The sequence below is a fragment of the Thermococcus litoralis DSM 5473 genome (genome assembly GCF_000246985.2).
In the GTDB taxonomy this organism is placed as follows: domain Archaea; phylum Methanobacteriota_B; class Thermococci; order Thermococcales; family Thermococcaceae; genus Thermococcus_A; species Thermococcus_A litoralis.
Genome location: NC_022084.1, coordinates 595,206 through 613,096, shown reverse-complemented (window position 1 = coordinate 613,096; position 17,891 = coordinate 595,206). Strand labels below are relative to the sequence as shown.

Annotated in this window: 16 protein-coding genes and 1 pseudogene; 8 read left to right on the top strand and 9 right to left on the bottom strand. The window is 42.3% G+C overall.

Annotated elements, in window-relative coordinates; all coding sequences use genetic code 11:
- Positions 1-64 precede the first annotated feature (64 nt).
- The gene (locus OCC_RS03450) at positions 65-883 is read left to right on the top strand and encodes a methyl-accepting chemotaxis protein (RefSeq protein WP_004069879.1); all 819 of its coding nucleotides are present in this window, start codon (positions 65-67) and stop codon (positions 881-883) included.
- Positions 884-934: 51 nt separating this feature from the next.
- Here the strand turns inward: OCC_RS03450 and OCC_RS03445 are convergent, their stop codons facing one another.
- Positions 935-2,092 carry a 60S ribosomal export protein NMD3 gene (locus OCC_RS03445; protein WP_004069881.1) on the bottom strand — a complete coding sequence of 386 codons (1,158 nt, stop codon included), beginning with the start codon at positions 2,090-2,092 and terminating at the stop codon, positions 935-937.
- 101 nt (positions 2,093-2,193) lie between these two features.
- On the opposite strand from OCC_RS03445, the gene OCC_RS03440 reads away from it, so the two are divergent.
- A complete protein-coding gene (locus tag OCC_RS03440) occupies positions 2,194-2,859 on the top strand; it encodes a hypothetical protein (protein ID WP_004069883.1) in 666 nt (221 codons plus the stop codon).
- Here the strand turns inward: OCC_RS03440 and OCC_RS03435 are convergent.
- From OCC_RS03435 to OCC_RS03400, 8 genes are all read right to left on the bottom strand, one after another.
- Positions 2,854-3,153 carry a DUF424 domain-containing protein gene (locus tag OCC_RS03435; protein WP_004069885.1) on the bottom strand — a complete coding sequence of 100 codons (300 nt, stop codon included), beginning with the start codon at positions 3,151-3,153 and terminating at the stop codon, positions 2,854-2,856. The two genes, OCC_RS03440 and OCC_RS03435, sit on opposite strands and share 6 nt — an antisense overlap.
- A 78-nt stretch (positions 3,154-3,231) precedes the next feature.
- Positions 3,232-3,609, bottom strand: coding sequence for a hypothetical protein (locus OCC_RS03430; protein WP_004069887.1), 378 nt, complete (start codon positions 3,607-3,609; stop codon positions 3,232-3,234).
- Between the two features lie 215 nt (positions 3,610-3,824).
- A complete protein-coding gene (locus OCC_RS03425; RefSeq protein WP_004069888.1) occupies positions 3,825-4,967 on the bottom strand; it encodes a M20 metallopeptidase family protein in 1,143 nt (380 codons plus the stop codon).
- A gap of 37 nt (positions 4,968-5,004) precedes the next feature.
- Positions 5,005-5,349 (bottom strand): hypothetical protein, encoded by a 345-nt coding sequence (locus OCC_RS03420; RefSeq protein WP_238565080.1) that lies wholly within the window; start codon positions 5,347-5,349, stop codon positions 5,005-5,007.
- Positions 5,350-5,447: 98 nt separating this feature from the next.
- The gene (locus OCC_RS03415; protein ID WP_004069892.1) at positions 5,448-6,920 is read right to left on the bottom strand and encodes an ArnT family glycosyltransferase; all 1,473 of its coding nucleotides are present in this window, start codon (positions 6,918-6,920) and stop codon (positions 5,448-5,450) included.
- Complete coding sequence (locus OCC_RS03410; protein ID WP_004069900.1) at positions 6,910-8,004, bottom strand: hypothetical protein; 1,095 nt, start codon at positions 8,002-8,004, stop codon at positions 6,910-6,912. The genes OCC_RS03415 and OCC_RS03410 overlap by 11 nt, the downstream gene beginning before the upstream one ends.
- On the bottom strand, positions 7,994-8,986 hold the full coding sequence (locus tag OCC_RS03405) for a hypothetical protein (RefSeq protein WP_004069901.1): 993 nt from the start codon (positions 8,984-8,986) through the stop codon (positions 7,994-7,996). The genes OCC_RS03410 and OCC_RS03405 overlap by 11 nt, the downstream gene beginning before the upstream one ends.
- A complete protein-coding gene (locus OCC_RS03400) occupies positions 8,983-9,654 on the bottom strand; it encodes a phospholipase D-like domain-containing protein (protein WP_042700164.1) in 672 nt (223 codons plus the stop codon). The genes OCC_RS03405 and OCC_RS03400 overlap by 4 nt, the downstream gene beginning before the upstream one ends.
- A 529-nt stretch (positions 9,655-10,183) precedes the next feature.
- Here OCC_RS03400 and ppsA point away from each other — a divergent pair.
- The 6 genes and pseudogenes from ppsA (at position 10,184) to OCC_RS03370 (ending at position 17,884) form a co-directional block, all read left to right on the top strand.
- Positions 10,184-12,565, top strand: a complete 2,382-nt coding sequence (gene ppsA / locus OCC_RS03395; RefSeq protein ID WP_004069903.1) for a phosphoenolpyruvate synthase — start codon at positions 10,184-10,186, stop codon at positions 12,563-12,565.
- A gap of 182 nt (positions 12,566-12,747) precedes the next feature.
- Positions 12,748-14,118, top strand: a complete 1,371-nt coding sequence (locus OCC_RS03390) for an MATE family efflux transporter (protein WP_004069904.1) — start codon at positions 12,748-12,750, stop codon at positions 14,116-14,118.
- 34 nt (positions 14,119-14,152) lie between these two features.
- The gene (locus OCC_RS03385) at positions 14,153-14,593 is read left to right on the top strand and encodes an MATE family efflux transporter (protein ID WP_004069905.1); all 441 of its coding nucleotides are present in this window, start codon (positions 14,153-14,155) and stop codon (positions 14,591-14,593) included.
- Between the two features lie 378 nt (positions 14,594-14,971).
- A pseudogene (locus OCC_RS03380) lies at positions 14,972-15,931 on the top strand (MATE family efflux transporter); the annotation flags it as partial.
- 51 nt (positions 15,932-15,982) lie between these two features.
- The gene (locus OCC_RS03375; protein ID WP_004068424.1) at positions 15,983-16,897 is read left to right on the top strand and encodes a phosphate signaling complex PhoU family protein; all 915 of its coding nucleotides are present in this window, start codon (positions 15,983-15,985) and stop codon (positions 16,895-16,897) included.
- 69 nt (positions 16,898-16,966) lie between these two features.
- Positions 16,967-17,884, top strand: a complete 918-nt coding sequence (locus OCC_RS03370; RefSeq protein ID WP_004068422.1) for an isoaspartyl peptidase/L-asparaginase family protein — start codon at positions 16,967-16,969, stop codon at positions 17,882-17,884.
- The last annotated feature ends 7 nt before the right edge of the window (positions 17,885-17,891 follow it).

Below are 17,891 nucleotides of genomic sequence, written 5' to 3'. Positions count from 1 at the left end.
GGTTCAAGCACTTACTGAAGAACTTGATACTACTGGTAAAAATATAAATGAAGTTAATACCTCTATGAACGAAGTTTCTCAAGCACTCTCACAGATTTCTGAAGCTACACAGAGCATATCATTAGGTACTCAAGAAATTGCAAAAATGACGGAGGACTCTATTTCTGCGTTATCTACCACTCTTCAGGAATTGGAGAATATAATCAGAAAAGGAGAAAAAATAAGTAGTGGATTAAAAGAAACATCAAGAAAGAGTGAAGAAGAAAGCTCCTCATTGGAACACTTGAAAGGAGAATTAGAACAGCTTAGAGGACATTTAAATGATATGCTCAGGACAAATGTTGATGTTGCTAAAAATGTTCAAGTAATTTCGGATATAGCAAAACAAACTAATTTATTGGCTTTGAATGCAGCTATTGAAGCAGCTAGAGCCGGAGAAGCTGGAAGAGGGTTTAGAATAGTTGCAGATGAGGTAAGAAAACTTGCAGAGGACAGTAGACAGGTTGCTGAAAGAATTAGAGCTATTGCTGAAGCATCGGAAACCACAACAAAACTTACGGTGAAGATAATAGAAGACAACATTGAGAAAATTTTGAAGGCTATCGAGAATGTCTCCAACATTACCAACGAATTAAGCAAGCATTCGGAAGAGATAGAAATGTTTCTAGGAAGCCTTGTAGAAATTTCTCATTTGTTGAATGATTTCAGGAAATCCGTGGAGAAAGTTGCTGACAACGTTAATGCCACCATGAGTGCAATGGAAGAGGAGACCTCTGCAGTTGAAGAGATAACAGCTTCTGCAGAAGAAATCGCAGCAAATTTAGAGGAATTAGACAAGAAAATTAAAAGGGTTATATCAATACTCCAAAATAAATCTCGTTAGATTACTTTTTTCTTTTGAAAGCCTCGCCCTTCAGGGCGGGGAGGAGGTCAGTCACTTTTTCCCTTCAATATAATATTTCCCTTTAACCCTAACGAGCCTGTAAATTTCTCCTTCCTTTACTTCAATTTCTGGTTTTTCGAGCTCAAAGGTCTCATAGCTGTTCATATCCATAAACTGGACTTCTCTCGGAGTTGAACTTGTTGCCATAGCTTCCAGTCTCTCGTGCTCTACTGTGTCTATTTCATCTCGTTTTGCACTTTTCCAGTCTTTGTGTTCATTTTCGTGAGTGGAGAGGTTCTTTAAGAACAGCCCTTTTCCGTTCACATCTTCAACCCTGTATATGTTGCCTTTTTTGTCCCCCACTATGTCTCCTTTTCTAAACTTTGGGATTCTAACGCTAACACTTGTCCTATAAACTTCCTTGCTCGTCATTCTGTCCTGCCCAATCAGCTGATAAGCCTCACTTATACTCCCGCCATATTTATCCCTTATCGCTTGGGCAAGCTTTCTTGCAGCACTTGTTGATCCCATGTAGAAGTCTATTCCTTCTTCTTTTTCAACAGTATCTTGGATGAAGCCCATTCTGTCGCGCTTCATTATTTCGTCAACTTTTTCCTCAACTAGTTTTGAGATTTCATCTTTCTCTTCTTTTGTTAAGACTCTATCTTCAGCTCTAACCTGCAAAATTGCCTCAAAATAACCTCCTAGGAATTTTTGGCACCTTGGACATACTGTTTGCCTTACATAGACTGTTACCATCTTCTTCTCATGGTGAAGCTCCTTTTGCATTTCGTGAATTCTCGCTTTAACTTCCACTTCATAGTTGATTATTGCCGGAAAGTACTCTATGTGCCACTCAATTGGCTCAAAGCTCACATATGCAGTTCCTACGGGCACTTCTTCAATTTCCTCCAACTCCTCTTTCGGAACAATTTTTACCTCTTTAACTCTCTCATCAAGGAGGAGGTTTTCAATGAGAGCATTATCGGCAACTTCAAAGATAAGCTCTTCAAGGTTGTAAGTTTTTGGATCTACCCATGTCCCCCTAACCTTATAGCTCCCACAGTTTTGACAGAGCTCGGTATTTATTTCATCTTCTATGAGAAGCACGGGGTTTTCCTTTCTAAAGCATACCTGACAGAGGCCGTCTATCAACGGCCCCCCTTCGTTCTCGCTAATCCCACATCTGTAACAAAATCTCTCGCTCATTTCTCTCACCACTAGTAGCTGAGATTTCACGATTAAAAACTTAACCTCTATAAGAATAAAATTTTTTAGGAAGTTAACATAAAAATACAAAGGGATATGTTATGAACAAGCGAATTCCCCTTGTCTTGATTCTACTCCTTGTTTCTTCAACCCTAGCTTATCTCTGGATTAATTCTCAGAACTCGCAAGTATCTTCTTGGGAAGAAAAGAAGTATTATATTGGAGAAATGCCTCCAAGGAAAAGGATCGTTCTTTTGGAGTTGCCCCATTTTAATTATGAGAAGATAAAAATGTACACAATAGAAACACTAAAACCAAACCAGAGTGTCTCATGTTCAGAAGGGGAGTTTATAGAATTCCAGTCTGAAAATGAAACAGATAAAGACTTTGCTTGTCTTAGTAGGGTCTCGGGAGAGATTGTAGAGCTCCCCATCGAGGAACTTTGGAATCTCTCAGAGAACGCCACTGTGTATTACTCTCCTTTGGTGATTGTGAGAACTCCCCCACCAATTGAAATTAATGGAACAGAATACGTTATTGGGGTCAATGCGTTGTATTATTGTGACCCAGCCAAAAAAGAGACAAGGATTCGGAAAATGGCCTTTTACTATCCAGCATCTGATAAAATTCTGCAGTTTGTAATTCCGGTTAATTCATCCCTTATTGAAGAGTTCAAGGGAAGAACAGTGCTCTATGTTTTGGATGTTGTAGATATTGAAGACATTATCCTTGTTGCCAAGTACTCTCCATGGTGTATCTCTTCATAACAGCTTTGCCATTTGGGCATGAGGGACTCCTTGGATGTAAAGGACTCTCTTTTCATCTACATAGCCCAGCTCAATGGCTTTTTTTACGCACCTCTCTCCGGTGAGATTTGCTATTGTGGCCTCTTCCAGCAGGGACTCAAGCTCTTCAACTTCTCTGAGTTCACCTTTGTAGAATCTCTCTTTTACCTCTAATTTGAGCTCGCCTTCTCTGAAGGTTTTACCCAACAGCTCTTCATCACATGCGGCAACAAGAACTTCTCCTTGAACACGATAGACCTTGACATAGATTTTCATGTTATCACAGAATAAGGAGAGAAGAGAGGGTTTAAAAAGTTAATTCAAGGAACACTAAATGACAAAAATTGAAAAATCTCAAGAAGATTCAAACTCTGCAGTAGCTTTTTCAAGGATTTCTATTGCCTCCATCAAGTACAAATAGGCTCTCCTCATATGAACAAAGGTCTGGATGTGTCCCTTAAGTGGATGCCCAAATTTCCATGCGAGCTCATATTCCTTTTCGGCCATCTCTTTGTATTCGAGAACCATTTCTAGTGTCTCTTCACTTACTCCAAGCTCTATGCTTTTGTTGTAGAGTTCGTCAAATTTCTCTATTCCCTCATTGTATCTTAGGTAATAAAAGTACTGAAGAGATCCTATTCGGGAGTTGCTATTTTCTCCAGTAGCTGTTGTCAATGGAGCTACCATAGATGCCAAAAACAAAACTATAACTGCGGCAATGTATTTTTTCATTTTTTATCACCCCGATTATGTTGTTCGTCATTAGTATTTAGGTGTTGTTGAATATAAGCATTTCGGCATTGCTGTATAAAGATGACCTCAAGATGTTTTAGTTGTCCTCCGCTGATGCAAATCTGTCAATGAAGCACCAATAACAAGAAGTCAAAACTTACGTCATAAATTTCAGTAGGGATTGGATATTATACAAAAAATGGAAAATAATCCAATCAAATTCTTTCAAAAACTAATCCAACTTCCAATGCAGTTCCCAAGTGTAACACGTCTTCGTCAACATTAAATCTTGGATGGTGGTGAGGATAGATTATTCCCTTTTCCTCATTTTTAATGCCCAGAGCTATAAATGCTCCCGGTACCTTTTGGAGGTAGAATGCAAAGTCTTCAGCCCCCATGGTCTTTGGAACTTCTTCTACTTTCAGTCCGAGATTTTGGGCAACCTTTCTAGCAAGAGATACCATTTCTGGGTCGTTTATCGTTGGAGGGCCAACTTCTTCTATTTTAAGCCCATACGAAGCATTGTTAGCTAATGTTGTGCCCTTTAAAATCTCTTCAATTCTTTTTTCAATAAGGCTTTTTGTTTCTGACGTGAAGAATCTGTAGGTGCCGCTCATATAAACTCTCTCTGGAATCACGTTAAAGGCCTCTCCGGCTTTTATTGAGCCTACGCTCACAACCCCACTCTCTAGAGGATTAAGGTTTCTGCTTATGATTGTTTGGAAAGCTAAGATCACTTGAGCCGCAATTGGAATTGGATCGATGGTTTCGTGAGGTGAAGCCCCATGACCCCCTTTGCCTTCTATCTCTACCTCAAACCTCCCAACTCCTGCCATGAAAGGCCCTTCTCTAATTCCAACAACACCGCTCGGCAGTTCCATCCATACGTGGATGCCAAAGATGGCATTAACTCCTTCAAGAGCTCCTCCTTCTATCATCTTCAATGCTCCATTTCCTCCCTCCTCTGCTGGCTGAAAGAGTAATCTCACTTTGTTAGGGAGCTCGTTTTCATGCTCAGCTATTATTTTCGCTGCTCCGAGGAGCATTGCAGTGTGAGCGTCATGTCCACAAGCGTGCATTTTTCCCGGAATTCTGGACTTGTAAGGGACATCGTTCTCCTCCTGGACTGGTAAAGCGTCCATATCAGCCCTTAAAGCCACAGTTTTTTCTCCTTTGCCAATATCCGCTATTATTCCAGTTCCCACGCGCTTGATTCTGTATCCCCACTCTCTCAAGTGTTCCTCAACAATTTTTGAGGTTCTTTCTTCCTCGTAGCCGAGCTCGGGATGCATGTGAAAATCCCTACGCCAGGCAATTATCTGATCTTTAATTTTGAGGGCTTCTTCGAGAGGATTCATTGGAGTTCACCGATGTGACTAAGTTCAAATTTGTATTTTAGCCTTTCGATGCGTACTTTGAATAAACCCCGCCAAAAAGCAACAACACGGAAAGAATAAAGGCATCCACTCCGCTCTCAAGGGCATATATTAACGTCGCCAAAACAACACTTGCGGTTTTTTTGTTAGTTTCTGATAATCTAAGCAAACTTCCAAATAGATACGCCTCAACTACCCCAAGGATTCCAAAATCCGCTATTGGCTGGCCGAAGAGGAAGTAGGTGTACCTACCGTTAAGGGTAAACATAAATGCAACTCTCCACCTTGGGTCGCTGTGGAGTAACAATTTGCCGTGGAAAAAGCCAAATGGGAGAGAGACTGAAACTATGTTATGGAAAATCAAGAATGTAAATCCCATTCTGACCAAAAGGGCTTCAAGATTTCCACTTAAGAAGACAACAAATAAGAAAACTGGTAGTCCGATTAAGGCTTGTCTGAACGTCAATTTGTTTTCGTAATCTCTTGGTAATTTGACTGAGTGGCTTCAGGAGGTGATGCCACAGTTATCTTGACAAAAATCTTTATTTTTCCATCATTGAATTCATTGACGAGTTTGTATTTGTGGGATTCCTCTATATCTTTTATTATACTGTTTCTACACTGCCACACTATCAAGTCAAACCTCCCATTCTTAACGCTAGTTTTTATGTAATCTGTCAAGAGCAAGGGATAAACTCTGGAGTTAGGGAAGTAATAACCAGCCAGAGTGTAAAGTCTAGGGCTTACTCCAATAAACCTCGGATTGAAGTTCTCACTAGCATATTGAAAAGCCTTCCCCTCTTCAAGGTATTGAATGTCCCAAGTTTGCTTATATTGAAGCAAATGATGGATAGATGATACAAGACCAATTCCAATAATTAGAACTAAAAACACCATTTTGAATCGGTTTAAAAATGAAACGTGCTTGAAAAATAACTCACTCACCGAGAAAACACCTTGTGCACAAAGGATTCCCACTAGAGGCATTAGAAAAGTCAGAAATCTTGGCTCTTTGTGCGTGACGGTTAATATCCCAAAGATGCCAACAATTCCCCAGCTGATTGTCAACCACCCAATATCGTCTTTTTTAAGACTTCCAAATCCTAAGAGGGTTAATATTATGATTGGAACTCCTAAGATTTCCAAAACTTCACTAAGGTACCTGAATGTTGAAACTGGTGTATCTTTTGTAACAACCGCCATTGCAACTGAGAATGGTTTAAGAGCACCATCATAACGAGTGTGAGCTAAATACAGCCAAGGTGCTAGAGTTAAGGCAAAGAGTGCAAATCCTATGTAAGTTTCTCTCTTCCTGAGCCAGTTCCAGTGGGAGATTAAGTATAGATATGCTACAAAAACTCCAATTATGGAAAGTCCCGTATAACGTGTTAAAACTGCCAAACCTGCTGATACGAAGGATGCATAAATTGTTTTATTGTTTCTGTCCCTATATCCCTTGTATAATAAAAAAACTGCTAAAGTGTAGAAAAAGGAAAACTCGCTGTGGACTAGGGCCCTATTTGACATTGTGAAGCTTAAGGGGTTTAGAATGTAGAAGATACTTGCAGCAACACCTTTCTTCTGATCCTTGAAAAGCCCTACTGTGAAGAGGTATACTAACGTGGCGGTTAGTGCGTAGAAAATTGCAGAAATTACTCTCGCTATTCTCAGGTGATGATCATAGCTAAAAAGGCGATAAAAAATTGAGAGGGTGTAGGGGTATAGAGGAGGGCGGTACATCATATATGCTCCTTGATATGTAAAGCTCGAGACATCCTTTGCGAGGTTTCTTGCAATGATCATGTAGAGAGCCTCATCGTAGGTTATACTCAACTTAGGAGGCTGAAAAAGTAAGCTTAGACTCAAAGCCACTAGAAATATGCAAACTAAAACCAAATTGCTCCCAACAACCCTCTTCACTTTATTAACATGCATTTTCTATCCCTCCAATAGTGGCAATGTCTTTACTAAGAAATAAGGCAAAGTAGGCTGAAACCATTAAAATCCCAAAGTTTAAAGCGTCAAAACCATTCTCAATTGCCAAGATTAAAAAAGTCAAACTGAGGGCTTTAAACGCGGGCAACCTCTCAGAGTCTCTCAATGCTACTCCCATGAGGAAAGCTTCAAAAAGCCCAAAAATACCCAAATCATAAGCCGGCTGCCCAAAAATTGTATAAGTGTAATTGTTTGCCTTGCCAAAAAGGGCCGCGACGTATTCTCTCGCATTCGGGTTGAGGAGAAGTCCGAACTTCCCAACAGGCATGCCTAATGAGAAGAGCTTTTCGTAAACCATGTACGAGAAACCAGCCCTATAAACCAAACTTTGAGCAAAGCCGAGCTTCCAAATGGAGTACACACTCTTCGTTGCGTAGAAGCGCGCTAAGAACGCCAAACCCACCAAAGGGACGCCAATTATTAAAAGCCGTTTGAGCTCCTTTTTCTCAGCCCTAAACAAGTAGGCTAAAAAAATTATGAGCGCATTGCTCCTAAAAGTTGAAACTACTGCAAAAGCTTCCCCCACGAGGAAAACAATGAGGCTCGGCTTATATGCAAGGAGGAAAGAAGCAAAAAGGGCAGATGCCAAGTATAGGTCTTTTAAATCACTGTACCTCGTTTGGGGGTTTAGAATGGGGATTACGCCTTTACACATCGCCAAGAGGGGAAGGATCACCACCAAAGCTATTCCGGCGTAGTAAGCGTGTTTATAGTACCCATCCACGCTTCTTCTTAGAATAAGCATCCCGCCAAAGAGAACGGTCAAAACAGCCACAACCCCCAAAATTCCCGCCGCTGAACTGACTAAAATGCTAAGTATGAGGTAAACATAAGCCCGCTCAAATGGAAGGTTAAACCTCTTTTCACTGTTATACCCCAAGAATAGCGTCAAAGAAAACGTCAAGGCATAGAGGAGGGCACTTAAGTTAAGCTCGCCGAGATAACTCTTAAACGCGAACTTTCCGAGTAGTGCAAGCGAGAGGTAGGTGGCTAAAAAGAGTGCAAAGATTCTATCACTCTTCAACTTTCATCACCCTTACGGCGTATTTACCCCTTATCAAGGCGTAGAAGCCTACGAAGAAGAACAAATAAACTGGTAAATCCAAAATTCCCGTCTCAACACCTACGATGCCGTAGGCGAGAGTAGTGTAGTAAATCACTTTCAAAAGAAGACTCTTAGCCTTGCTTATCATGCCGTAATACACTCCGAGCAAAAAGCCTTCAATGATTGAGAAAACTCCAAAATCCAAGTACATACCCCCCAAAAGTGTTGGTGTTATTGAAACACCCGTCGTCATGTGCAAAAAGCGTGCCACTAGGACCCTTGGTGAATAACCACCCAGGAGGTATGATCTAATTCCCGTCCACTGGAGATAACCGTGATAAAAACCGTGCCAAGGAGTCCTATCGATTATGACATCTAAAACAGAAGTCGTCGCTTGAACCCTAACGAGTTGCGTGCCTAATGCTTCTCCCCTCGCGAGAGCAATCCCTACAAGCCCAGCCAAAATTAGGAGCGAGAAGCCTGCTAAGTGCTTTAATTCGATGTCTTTCCCATCAAAATAAGCGACTGCAAACGCTAAAAAGCTCACTAAAACAGGAGTTCTATACCCATATAATGCTACGAGAAATGGGTAAACGAGCGAATATTTCTTCCCTTTTGAAAAAAGATATACGCTTGAGGGAACACCTAAAAAGTATGTTAAAGCTGTTAGGTGGGGATTTAATAGGTGCCTAGCTGACGAATCCAAGAGGGGTACCTTCTTAATCATAAATATCTGGAGCGCGATCAAAAGCAGCGATATTAAAAAAGCCCAAACTAAGTGTTCTTCCTTTATGACTTTGAACTCTTTCTCTTTCCAAGGCGTCTCTTCGCCTTTAAAAATCCCGTACGAAAAAGCCATCGCGAAAAGGGTGCCTACTAGGAGCGTCTTGTATGAAGCGGTGCCTAAAGCTATAAACGTCATGAAGAGGATGGGAATTACAAGAGGGAGCTTCAGCCTCATAGGGTCTTCACCCCTAGCACCCTGAGGGGCAAATTGCGCTCCTCTGAGTTCACGTAGAGCGTCCCGTACATGTAAACTTCCTTATCTCCAATGTACTTCTCCAGCATCTCAATTGGCACCATTCCTGCCGTCAAAATCACGCCATCTTGGAGGGACTGCTTTACATCAATGGAACCATAAGTGAGGTAATCCACGTTGTATTTGAGCTTTCCTATCTCTATGGGGTCAGTAAGGCCCTTTACGAATATTATCCCCGAAAAGCGCTCGGAGTAGGCGTCCACCTTGAGTTGCTCAATGACTTCACTGCACTTGCCGCTCCTGGGAGGGAGCTCATAAACGTAAACACTTCCCTTTGCTTTAATCTCAATATGCTTTGCCCTTATATCCTCCTTTGTGGCGGATGGTCCCCCTATAGCAAGCGTCTTTCCATCCTTGATGATGTAAATTGTTGAGCCGCTAACCGAAAAAAGCTCGCCCTCTAAAGTTTTTCCATCCACAGTTTCCACAAAAACAGTAACGTTAAATCCTTGTGTGAGTAAAGTAAAGCCTCTATTCGCGGCTTCGTAGATTTCTCCGCCTCGATAGTGGTCGGTGTAGTAATTAACCACAAAGCCAAGGAAAGCAATTACAACTATTAGCGCAAAGACGTTTTTATTCTCCATGCTCATCACCAAGGGCTTTTTGGACTTGAAATCTATAAAAAACTTGTGCTAACTAGCCAGGAGATCAAGCATTCAACCACATTAGGCATATTGACGGGCAAGTTAGGGGTAAATTTTAACAGGCTTATCCCTCGAAATCTTGTGAGAGTTCCCACAAACAACTTCAAGACCTTTCCCCAAGTTTCCTTTGAAGTAAACAACAATATCACCAATCTCAATGAACAAACCAACCAAATACTAATCCACAAAACCACAATTTTAAGGGAAGAATTAACCCTTTAATCGTTGATTCGGTTATCTGGTAGAGGGAACCACGGCCTCTCCAAGCTACATTGGATATTTTTAGGGCTTTAAAATATGCGTATGGGATTGAGAACGCTGTTGAAACTCTCAATGAGATTCTAGCGTCGCAGAACTTTTAATTTTTTAACCGTATGGTGTTTATTTTATGGACTTAAAAGCCATCTTTGGACAGTTAATTTTAAATAGGCTCTCTCTATATCACCCACGGTTATTCTAAAAAGGAGGGATCGAGATGGAATATAGATTCATAAAGTGGTTTGAAGAATTGAGAAAAGAAGACGTCCCACTTGTGGGTGGAAAAGGTGCAAACCTTGGAGAAATGACAAACGCTGGAATTCCAGTCCCACCAGGGTTCTGTGTTACAGCTGAAGCGTACAAATACTTTGTTGAAAACGTTAGGGTTGAAGACGGAAGAACTCTCCAAGAGTGGATTATGGACATTATAAGCAAAACCAATGTTGATGACAGCAAGCAGCTCCAGGAGAACACCGCTAAGATTAGGGAAAAGATAATCTCACTTGAAATGCCTGAGGAGATTGCCAAGGAGATTGAGCAAGCCTATAAGGAGCTCAGCCAAAGGTTTGGCAAAGATGAGGTTTATGTAGCTGTTAGGAGCTCTGCTACAGCAGAAGATCTCCCAGAGGCTTCATTCGCCGGACAGCAGGAGACTTTCTTGGATGTTCTTGGTGCAGATGACGTTAAGGATAAGGTAAAGAGATGCTGGGCTTCACTTTGGACCGCAAGAGCTACATTCTACAGGGCAAAGCAAGGATTTGACCACTCAAAGGTTTACTTGAGCGCTGTTGTTCAAAAGATGGTTAACAGCGAGACAAGCGGTGTTATGTTTACCGCAAACCCCGTCACAAACGATAGAAATGAGATAATGATCAACGCAAGCTGGGGACTTGGTGAGGCTGTTGTTAGCGGTGCCGTAACTCCAGATGAGTACATTGTCGAAAAGGGCACCTGGAAGATTAAGGAGAAGTTCATTGCCAAGAAAGAGATAATGATTGTTAGAAACCCAGAGACCGGTAAGGGAACCGTCAAGGTTCCAGTTGCTGAGTATCTTGGCCCAGAATACGTTGAAAAGCAAGTCCTCACCGATGAGCAGATAATTGAAGTTGCAAAGATGGGTGCCAAGATTGAGGAGCACTACGGATGGCCACAAGACATTGAGTGGGCTTACGATAAGGACGACGGCAAGCTCTACATCGTCCAGAGCAGGCCTATTACCACACTCAAAGAGGCCGAGAGTGCCGCTACCGAAGCCGCTGAGACTGAAGAAGCCGAGGTCATTCTCAAGGGTCTTGGTGCCTCACCAGGTATCGGTGCTGGTAGAGTGGTTGTTATATTTGATGCTAGCGAGATCGACAAAGTTAAGGAAGGAGACGTCCTTGTAACAACAATGACAAACCCAGACATGGTTCCTGCAATGAAGAGAGCCTCTGCTATTGTCACTGACGAAGGTGGAAGAACCAGCCACGCTGCTATCGTTTCAAGAGAACTTGGTATCCCAGCTGTTGTTGGTACCAAAGAGGCTACCAAGAAGCTTAAGACCGGCGACTACGTCACAGTTGATGGTACTAGAGGTGTCGTCTATAAGGGCATAGTCAAGAGCCTCGTTGAGAAGAAGGAAGAAGCAGCTGCTGGAGCCGCTGGTGGTCAAGTAGTAGTTGCAGGCGCTCCACTTATCACTGCAACCAAGGTCAAGGTCAACGTTTCAATGCCAGAGGTAGCCGAGAGGGCCGCAGCAACTGGAGCAGATGGTGTTGGTTTGCTTAGAGCAGAGCACATGATCCTCAGCATTGGTCAGCACCCAGTTAAGTTCATCAAAGAAGGAAAGGAAGAGGAACTTGTCGAAAAGCTTGCCGAAGGTATTAGAACTGTCGCAGCTGCCTTCTATCCAAGGCCAGTGTGGTACAGAACACTTGACGCTCCAACCAACGAGTTCAAGGAAATGCCAGGTGGAGAAGACGAGCCAGATGAGAGAAACCCAATGCTTGGATGGAGGGGAATTAGGAGAAGCCTTGATCAGCCAGAACTACTCAAGGCCGAGTTTAAGGCTATTAAGAAGGTCGTCGAGGAAGGTTACAACAACATTGGCGTCATGCTTCCACTTGTGGGCCACCCAGAGCAGATCAGGAAGGCTAAGAAAATTGCTCTCGAAGTCGGTCTCGTTCCACACAAGGACGTTGAATGGGGTGTTATGATAGAGGTTCCAGCAGCAGCTCTCATCATAGAAGAGCTCATTAAGGAGGGCATCGACTTTATAAGCTTCGGTACAAACGACCTTACCCAGTACACCCTTGCTATAGATAGAGACAACGACAGAATAGCTTACCTCTACGATGAGACCCACCCAGCAGTGCTCAAACTCATCAAGCATGTCATTAAGGTCTGTAAGAAGCACGGAGTTGAGACCAGCATCTGTGGACAAGCTGGAAGTGATCCAAAGATGGCTAAGATACTCGTAAGGCTTGGCATTGACAGCATCTCAGCCAACCCAGATGCAGTAGAGCTCATCAGAAAGGTTGTTGCTCAAGAAGAGCAGAAGATTATCTTCGAGGCAGCCAGAAAGAAGCTCTTTGGAGAAGAGGACGAGCTCGAGTTCTGAGCTCTTTACTCTATTTTCTTCTTAAATTAGTCTTTCATTTCTGAAAGCCCTATTCTGTGGATAATTTATCCATAATAAGCTTTTTATAGTAACGTTTCGATTTTCATTTAAGCACAAAGCGATCACTTTTGAACAGAATTAAGATATGCAATGACCAATGATATCTCACTAAGGTGACCTACATGGACGGAGAGAAGATTCAAGCAATGAGGCAGGAGATAGTGGAGGGCAACATAGAGAAAACCATGCTTAAGTTAGCCTACCCTTTAATAATCAACAACATGGTTCAAGTTCTTTATAACCTCACAGATACTTTCTGGCTTGGAAGATTAGGTACGGAAGAACTCTCCGCCCCAGGGACGGCTTGGCCTCTCGTGTGGTTTTTTATGAGCATTGGAATGGGCTTTGCGACTGCGGGTTTTGCCTTTGTGAGCCAATATATTGGGGCTAGGGATTACGAGAAGGCTAATAGAGCTGCTGGGGCATTATATTCCTTGATGATGTTCTTTGCTATATTTGTGGCCATTTTTGGACTTTTGATCGCACCTTTCGCCCTTAAGTTCATGAAGGTCACGCCTGAGGTTTATCCTTTTGCTTTGAACTATATTAGAGTGATTTTCATAGGTATACCCTTCTCCTTTACTTTGTTTGCATTTAATTTCCTTCTCAGGGCAGTTGGGGATACAAAAACTCCTGTGAAAATCAACATGTTCACTGTTTTCCTTAACATTATTTTAGACCCCCTCTTGATTTTTGGTTGGTTGGGGTTTCCGAGGCTTGGAGTTATAGGGGCTGCAGTGGCAACAATGTTTTCAAATAGTGTTGGTTCTTTGATTGGAGGATATCTACTGTTTAAGGGAAGAGTGGGGATTCATCTTACTTTGGAGAATCTCAAGCCAGAGTGGGATTTCTATGCCAGGATTTTCAGAGTGGGACTGCCCTCAAGTGTGGGCTTTTCTACGGATGCCTTTGGCTTTGTTGTACTTACGAGGATAATCTACATCTATGGAACCGTCGCCTTCGCCACCTATACCATAGGAAACCGTCTTACAAATTTTATGTTCGCTATAGCTAACGGAATAAGCCAAGCAATGGGAACCATGGTGGGCCAGAACGTTGGTGCCGAGAAATATGAGAGGGCAAAGAAAATAGCAGAGAGAGCCATGCTGACCAATTTAATTGTCTTAACTGTTGGAACTGCTATAGTGGTAGCGTTCAGAGCCCAAATATTTGGATTTTTCGTGAAGGATGAAAGGGTTTTAGCGGAAAGTGCTAAGTTTGTTAGGTATTTTGCATTTTCCTTGCCGTTTTTTGGCATTTTTTCCGCTGTAAGCAACGTATTTCAGAGCTCTGGACATACCAAAAAGAGCATGATACTTGGTATGGTAAGGTTGTGGTTACTTAGAATCCCCCTTGCATACAGCCTCGGAAAGTTTATGGCAGATACAACTGGAGTATGGCTTGGAATGGGTTTAAGTAACTTTCTGGCGGCATTAATTGGCTTTGCTTGGTTCCTTAAGGGGAGCTGGATGAAGAGGATAATAGACCATTAATCTTATATATTAACGCTTCGACAGGTATTTTACCATGACTAGAATAGAAGAGATGAGAACGGAAATTCTGGAAGGAAATATCGAGAAAACTCTCTTCAAGTTATCTTGGCCTTTAATCCTTAATAACCTTGTTCATGTACTCTACAATATAACCGATACTTTCTGGCTTGGAAAAATTGGAAGAGAAGCTCTTTCTGCTCTAGGTGTTTCTTGGCCGTTAATTGGAACTCTCATGAACCTCGGCCAAGGATTTGCCGTTGCTGGCTTCGCTTTTGTTGGTCAATACATAGGGGCAAAGTTGTATGATAGAGCTAATAGAGCTGCTGGGGCATTATATTCTCTGGTTCTATTTTTTGCATCCTTAACAGCGCTTATAGGGTTTTTTATAACCCCTAAAGCCCTGGAATTTATGAAAGTTACTCAAAATGTTTATCCCTATGCCCTTACTCTCTCTTCTGAAAGCCTTGCCCTTTAGAACGGGGATGCAGTAATTGGAAATTCAGCCTCTCAAACAGAAACCCTTAAATATTCTGTCTTTAATAAGGCCTCGAAGAGGCCAAATTTGATAACCCGATGAGATGAGGGGTTTCACGTTACCACTCCGTTTGGAGTGGTTTAGACACCGACAGGCGTCCTTGAAGAACTGCCCTTTAGAGCTGTCAAAGATTGAAGGTTTAGCCTCTGAAACCATAACCCCGAACCGCTTTGCGGTAGGGGTAACGGGCACAAGACCGTGCCCTCGGGCCGAACCGAAACCGGCGACGGGAGTAGGAGATGAGTGCCCGTAAACCTTCCCGTCCTTAGCGAGGGATTAGGCTGAACCCTCACAGTTCATGGCGGGGAGGAGGTCAGATATGTTAGAATAGTTTTCTTGGGACTTCCTTTTTCTTTTATGGGCTTTGCGTTTAGTGCCCTGATGAGAGCCACTGGAGATACAAGAACTCCAGTAAAAATCAACATGTTTACGGTATTCCTGAATGTAATTCTTGATCCTATTTTGATATTTGGTCTTTTTGGGCTTCCTAGACTTGGTGTTGCCGGAGCTGCTGTGGCAACTGTTTTCTCAAATACCCTCGGTTCGATAATCGGAGCATACCTTCTCTTTAGTGGAAAAGCTCCCATCCATCTAAAGCCAAGGGAGCTTAAGCCAGATTTTGAATTCTACAAGCGCATTTTCAAGGTAGGGTTGCCCTCTGGAATAGGACAATCTGCGAACAGTTTTGGCTTTGTTATGCTTACTAGAATAATATTTGGGTTTGGGGATGTTACTTACGCTGCTTATACTATAACGACACGCTTAGTGAACTTTCTTACCAGCATTTCCAGGGGGATAAGCATGGCGATGGGAACCATGATCGCCCAGAACGTTGGTGCTGAGAAATATGAGAGGGCAAAGAAAATAGCAGAGAGAGCCATGATCATCAACATCCTAATAGCTACAAGTGCCGTTGTGATTATAGGGATTCTAAGAGTTCCAATATTTAGGGTTTTTCTCAATGATGAGGAAGTAATAAAGGAAAGTGCCGTCGTTTGGAAGTATTTCCTTACCTCTGTTCCCTTCTTCAACGGCATTTTTGTTGTGGTAAACAATGTGTTTAGGGCATCTGGGCATACTAAGAAAAGCATGACGTTAGGAATTCTACGGCTTTGGGGGTTGAGGATTCCGCTTAGCTATATTTTAGGTTATATCCTGTTGGGATCTTCCATAGGTGTTTTTCTGGGCATGGGTCTTAGTAACGTTATCGCTGGAATATTTGCTTTTGTTTGGTTCCTTAAGGGGAGCCGGATGAAGAGAATAATAGATGAGGGTTGAGGCGCCAAAATATTTATATGATGAGAATTCTATATAGATTGGGTGTTTGGTATGGAGTTCAGGAAGATACAGTTTACTGGACGGAGCTCATACATAATCTCGCTTCCAAAAAAGTGGGTTAAGGAAAATAACTTGAAGCAGGGGGATGTCGTCCCGATAGTGATCAATCCCGATGGATCTTTGTTAATACTTCCCAAGGAACCAAAAGAAGTTAGCGAGAGCAAGGAGCTTGTAATTTCTAAGGATATTTCACCAGACATGGCGGTTAGGCTTCTGATTTCTGCATACATACAAGGGTATGACGTTATTGATGTAAAATTTACAGAGGACATGCCCCTGTATAAGGTAAAGATACGGGGGACAATCCAGAACCTTCCGGGATTGGAAATAATCTTGGAGGAACCCCTTAGGATCACGAGCAAAAGCCTATTGGCGGATGAGGAGGTAAACCTGAGGGAAATAATAGAGAGACTGACTTCTATCTTAATTTCGATGATAGAGGACTTAATGCTTATAAGTGAATTCGAAAAGAAAGAAGTTCTCAGAGATATCAACGGGCTGGAAAACGAACTGGATCGCTTTTATTTCCTAACGCTGAGAGCGGTAAACAAAATACTCTCAGGGGGCAGCATAGTAAAGGATGGAGGACTAATAAAGAGGAATTTTGACCTTTTAGGGGTTCTCTTTATAGTACGCAATATTGAAAGAATAGGCGATCACATGGTTAGAATAGCTGAAAACTTCGATCCGGATTTGGATATTGCGTACTTAAAGGGGATACTCCAAAAAGTCATGGCTCAGATAGCCCAAAAAGATCTAAAAAAGATCGATGAGATAATGCTTGAGCTAAAGGCCCATATAAAGTCAATAGACTACAGAAAATCCGTTGCTATGGACAGCTATCGGAGGATACTGGAATACCTTGAGAACATAGGAGAGACAATAATAAACATGAGCCTGAGTTAATGAAACTTCTCTCTTTTCGTTTCCATAATGCTTTTAACCTTTCGAAGACATTACGTAATGGTGATTCTGATGGTTGCGATTATTGTTCATGGTGGTGCCGGCACAATAAAAAACGAGGACAGGATTCCCAAAGTCCTTGAAGGAGTTAGGGAGGCTGTTTTAGCAGGTTGGAAAGAATTAAAACGGGGTTCTGCTCTGGATGCCGTTGAAGAAGCTATCAAAGTATTAGAGGACAACCCATTATTCAACGCTGGGACGGGTAGTGTTTTAACCTTGGATGGGAAAGTGGAGATGGATGCCGCTATTATGCGTTCCAATCTTGAAGCTGGTGCAGTCGCGAGCATATGGGGAGTTAAAAATCCTATAAGCGTGGCAAGAAAGGTTATGGAAAAAACTGATCACGTTCTCCTTGCTGGAGAAGGAGCGGTTAAGTTTGCCCGTTTGATGGGATTTGAAGAGTATAATCCCATAACCGAGGAGAGAATTGAACAGTGGAAGAAGCTCAGACAAAAGCTCCTAGAAGAGGGAAACATCCCACATTGGAGAAAGATCAGTGAACTGATACGGGAATACCCCGAAGTTTTAAGGAGTACTGTTGGGGCGGTTGCCTTTGATGGGCAAGAGATAATAGCCGGCACTTCTACAGGGGGAGTTTTCTTGAAAATGTTTGGAAGAGTTGGTGATACCCCGATAATAGGAGCCGGGACTTATGCTAATGAATTTGCTGGAGCTTCATGCACTGGACTTGGGGAAGTCGCCATAAAGCTTTCTCTTGCAAAAACCGCTACAGACTTTGTTAGGTTCGGATTGAACGCACAAAAAGCTAGTGAAGCTGCAATAGAACTTGCAACGAAGTATTTTGGGAAAGACAACATGGGAATAATCATGGTTGATAGAGAGGGGAACATAGGCTTTGCTAAAAATACCAAGCACATGAGTGTTGCATATATGAAAGACGACATGGAAAGTCCAGGAGTGGAGATTTAGGGGGTAA

Coding starts and splice junctions, on each gene's coding strand:
- OCC_RS03370 (WP_004068422.1), top strand. CDS start 16,967: ATGGTTGCGATTATTGTTCATGGTGGTGCCGGCACAATAAAAAACGAG.
- ppsA (WP_004069903.1), top strand. CDS start 10,184: ATGGAATATAGATTCATAAAGTGGTTTGAAGAATTGAGAAAAGAAGAC.
- OCC_RS03375 (WP_004068424.1), top strand. CDS start 15,983: ATGGAGTTCAGGAAGATACAGTTTACTGGACGGAGCTCATACATAATC.
- OCC_RS03430 (WP_004069887.1), bottom strand. CDS start 3,609: ATGAAAAAATACATTGCCGCAGTTATAGTTTTGTTTTTGGCATCTATG.
- OCC_RS03415 (WP_004069892.1), bottom strand. CDS start 6,920: ATGCATGTTAATAAAGTGAAGAGGGTTGTTGGGAGCAATTTGGTTTTA.
- OCC_RS03405 (WP_004069901.1), bottom strand. CDS start 8,986: ATGAGGCTGAAGCTCCCTCTTGTAATTCCCATCCTCTTCATGACGTTT.
- OCC_RS03440 (WP_004069883.1), top strand. CDS start 2,194: ATGAACAAGCGAATTCCCCTTGTCTTGATTCTACTCCTTGTTTCTTCA.
- OCC_RS03400 (WP_042700164.1), bottom strand. CDS start 9,654: ATGAGCATGGAGAATAAAAACGTCTTTGCGCTAATAGTTGTAATTGCT.
- OCC_RS03445 (WP_004069881.1), bottom strand. CDS start 2,092: ATGAGCGAGAGATTTTGTTACAGATGTGGGATTAGCGAGAACGAAGGG.
- OCC_RS03425 (WP_004069888.1), bottom strand. CDS start 4,967: ATGAATCCTCTCGAAGAAGCCCTCAAAATTAAAGATCAGATAATTGCC.
- OCC_RS03435 (WP_004069885.1), bottom strand. CDS start 3,153: ATGAAAATCTATGTCAAGGTCTATCGTGTTCAAGGAGAAGTTCTTGTT.
- OCC_RS03390 (WP_004069904.1), top strand. CDS start 12,748: ATGGACGGAGAGAAGATTCAAGCAATGAGGCAGGAGATAGTGGAGGGC.
- OCC_RS03450 (WP_004069879.1), top strand. CDS start 65: ATGAACGAAGTTTCTCAAGCACTCTCACAGATTTCTGAAGCTACACAG.
- OCC_RS03385 (WP_004069905.1), top strand. CDS start 14,153: ATGACTAGAATAGAAGAGATGAGAACGGAAATTCTGGAAGGAAATATC.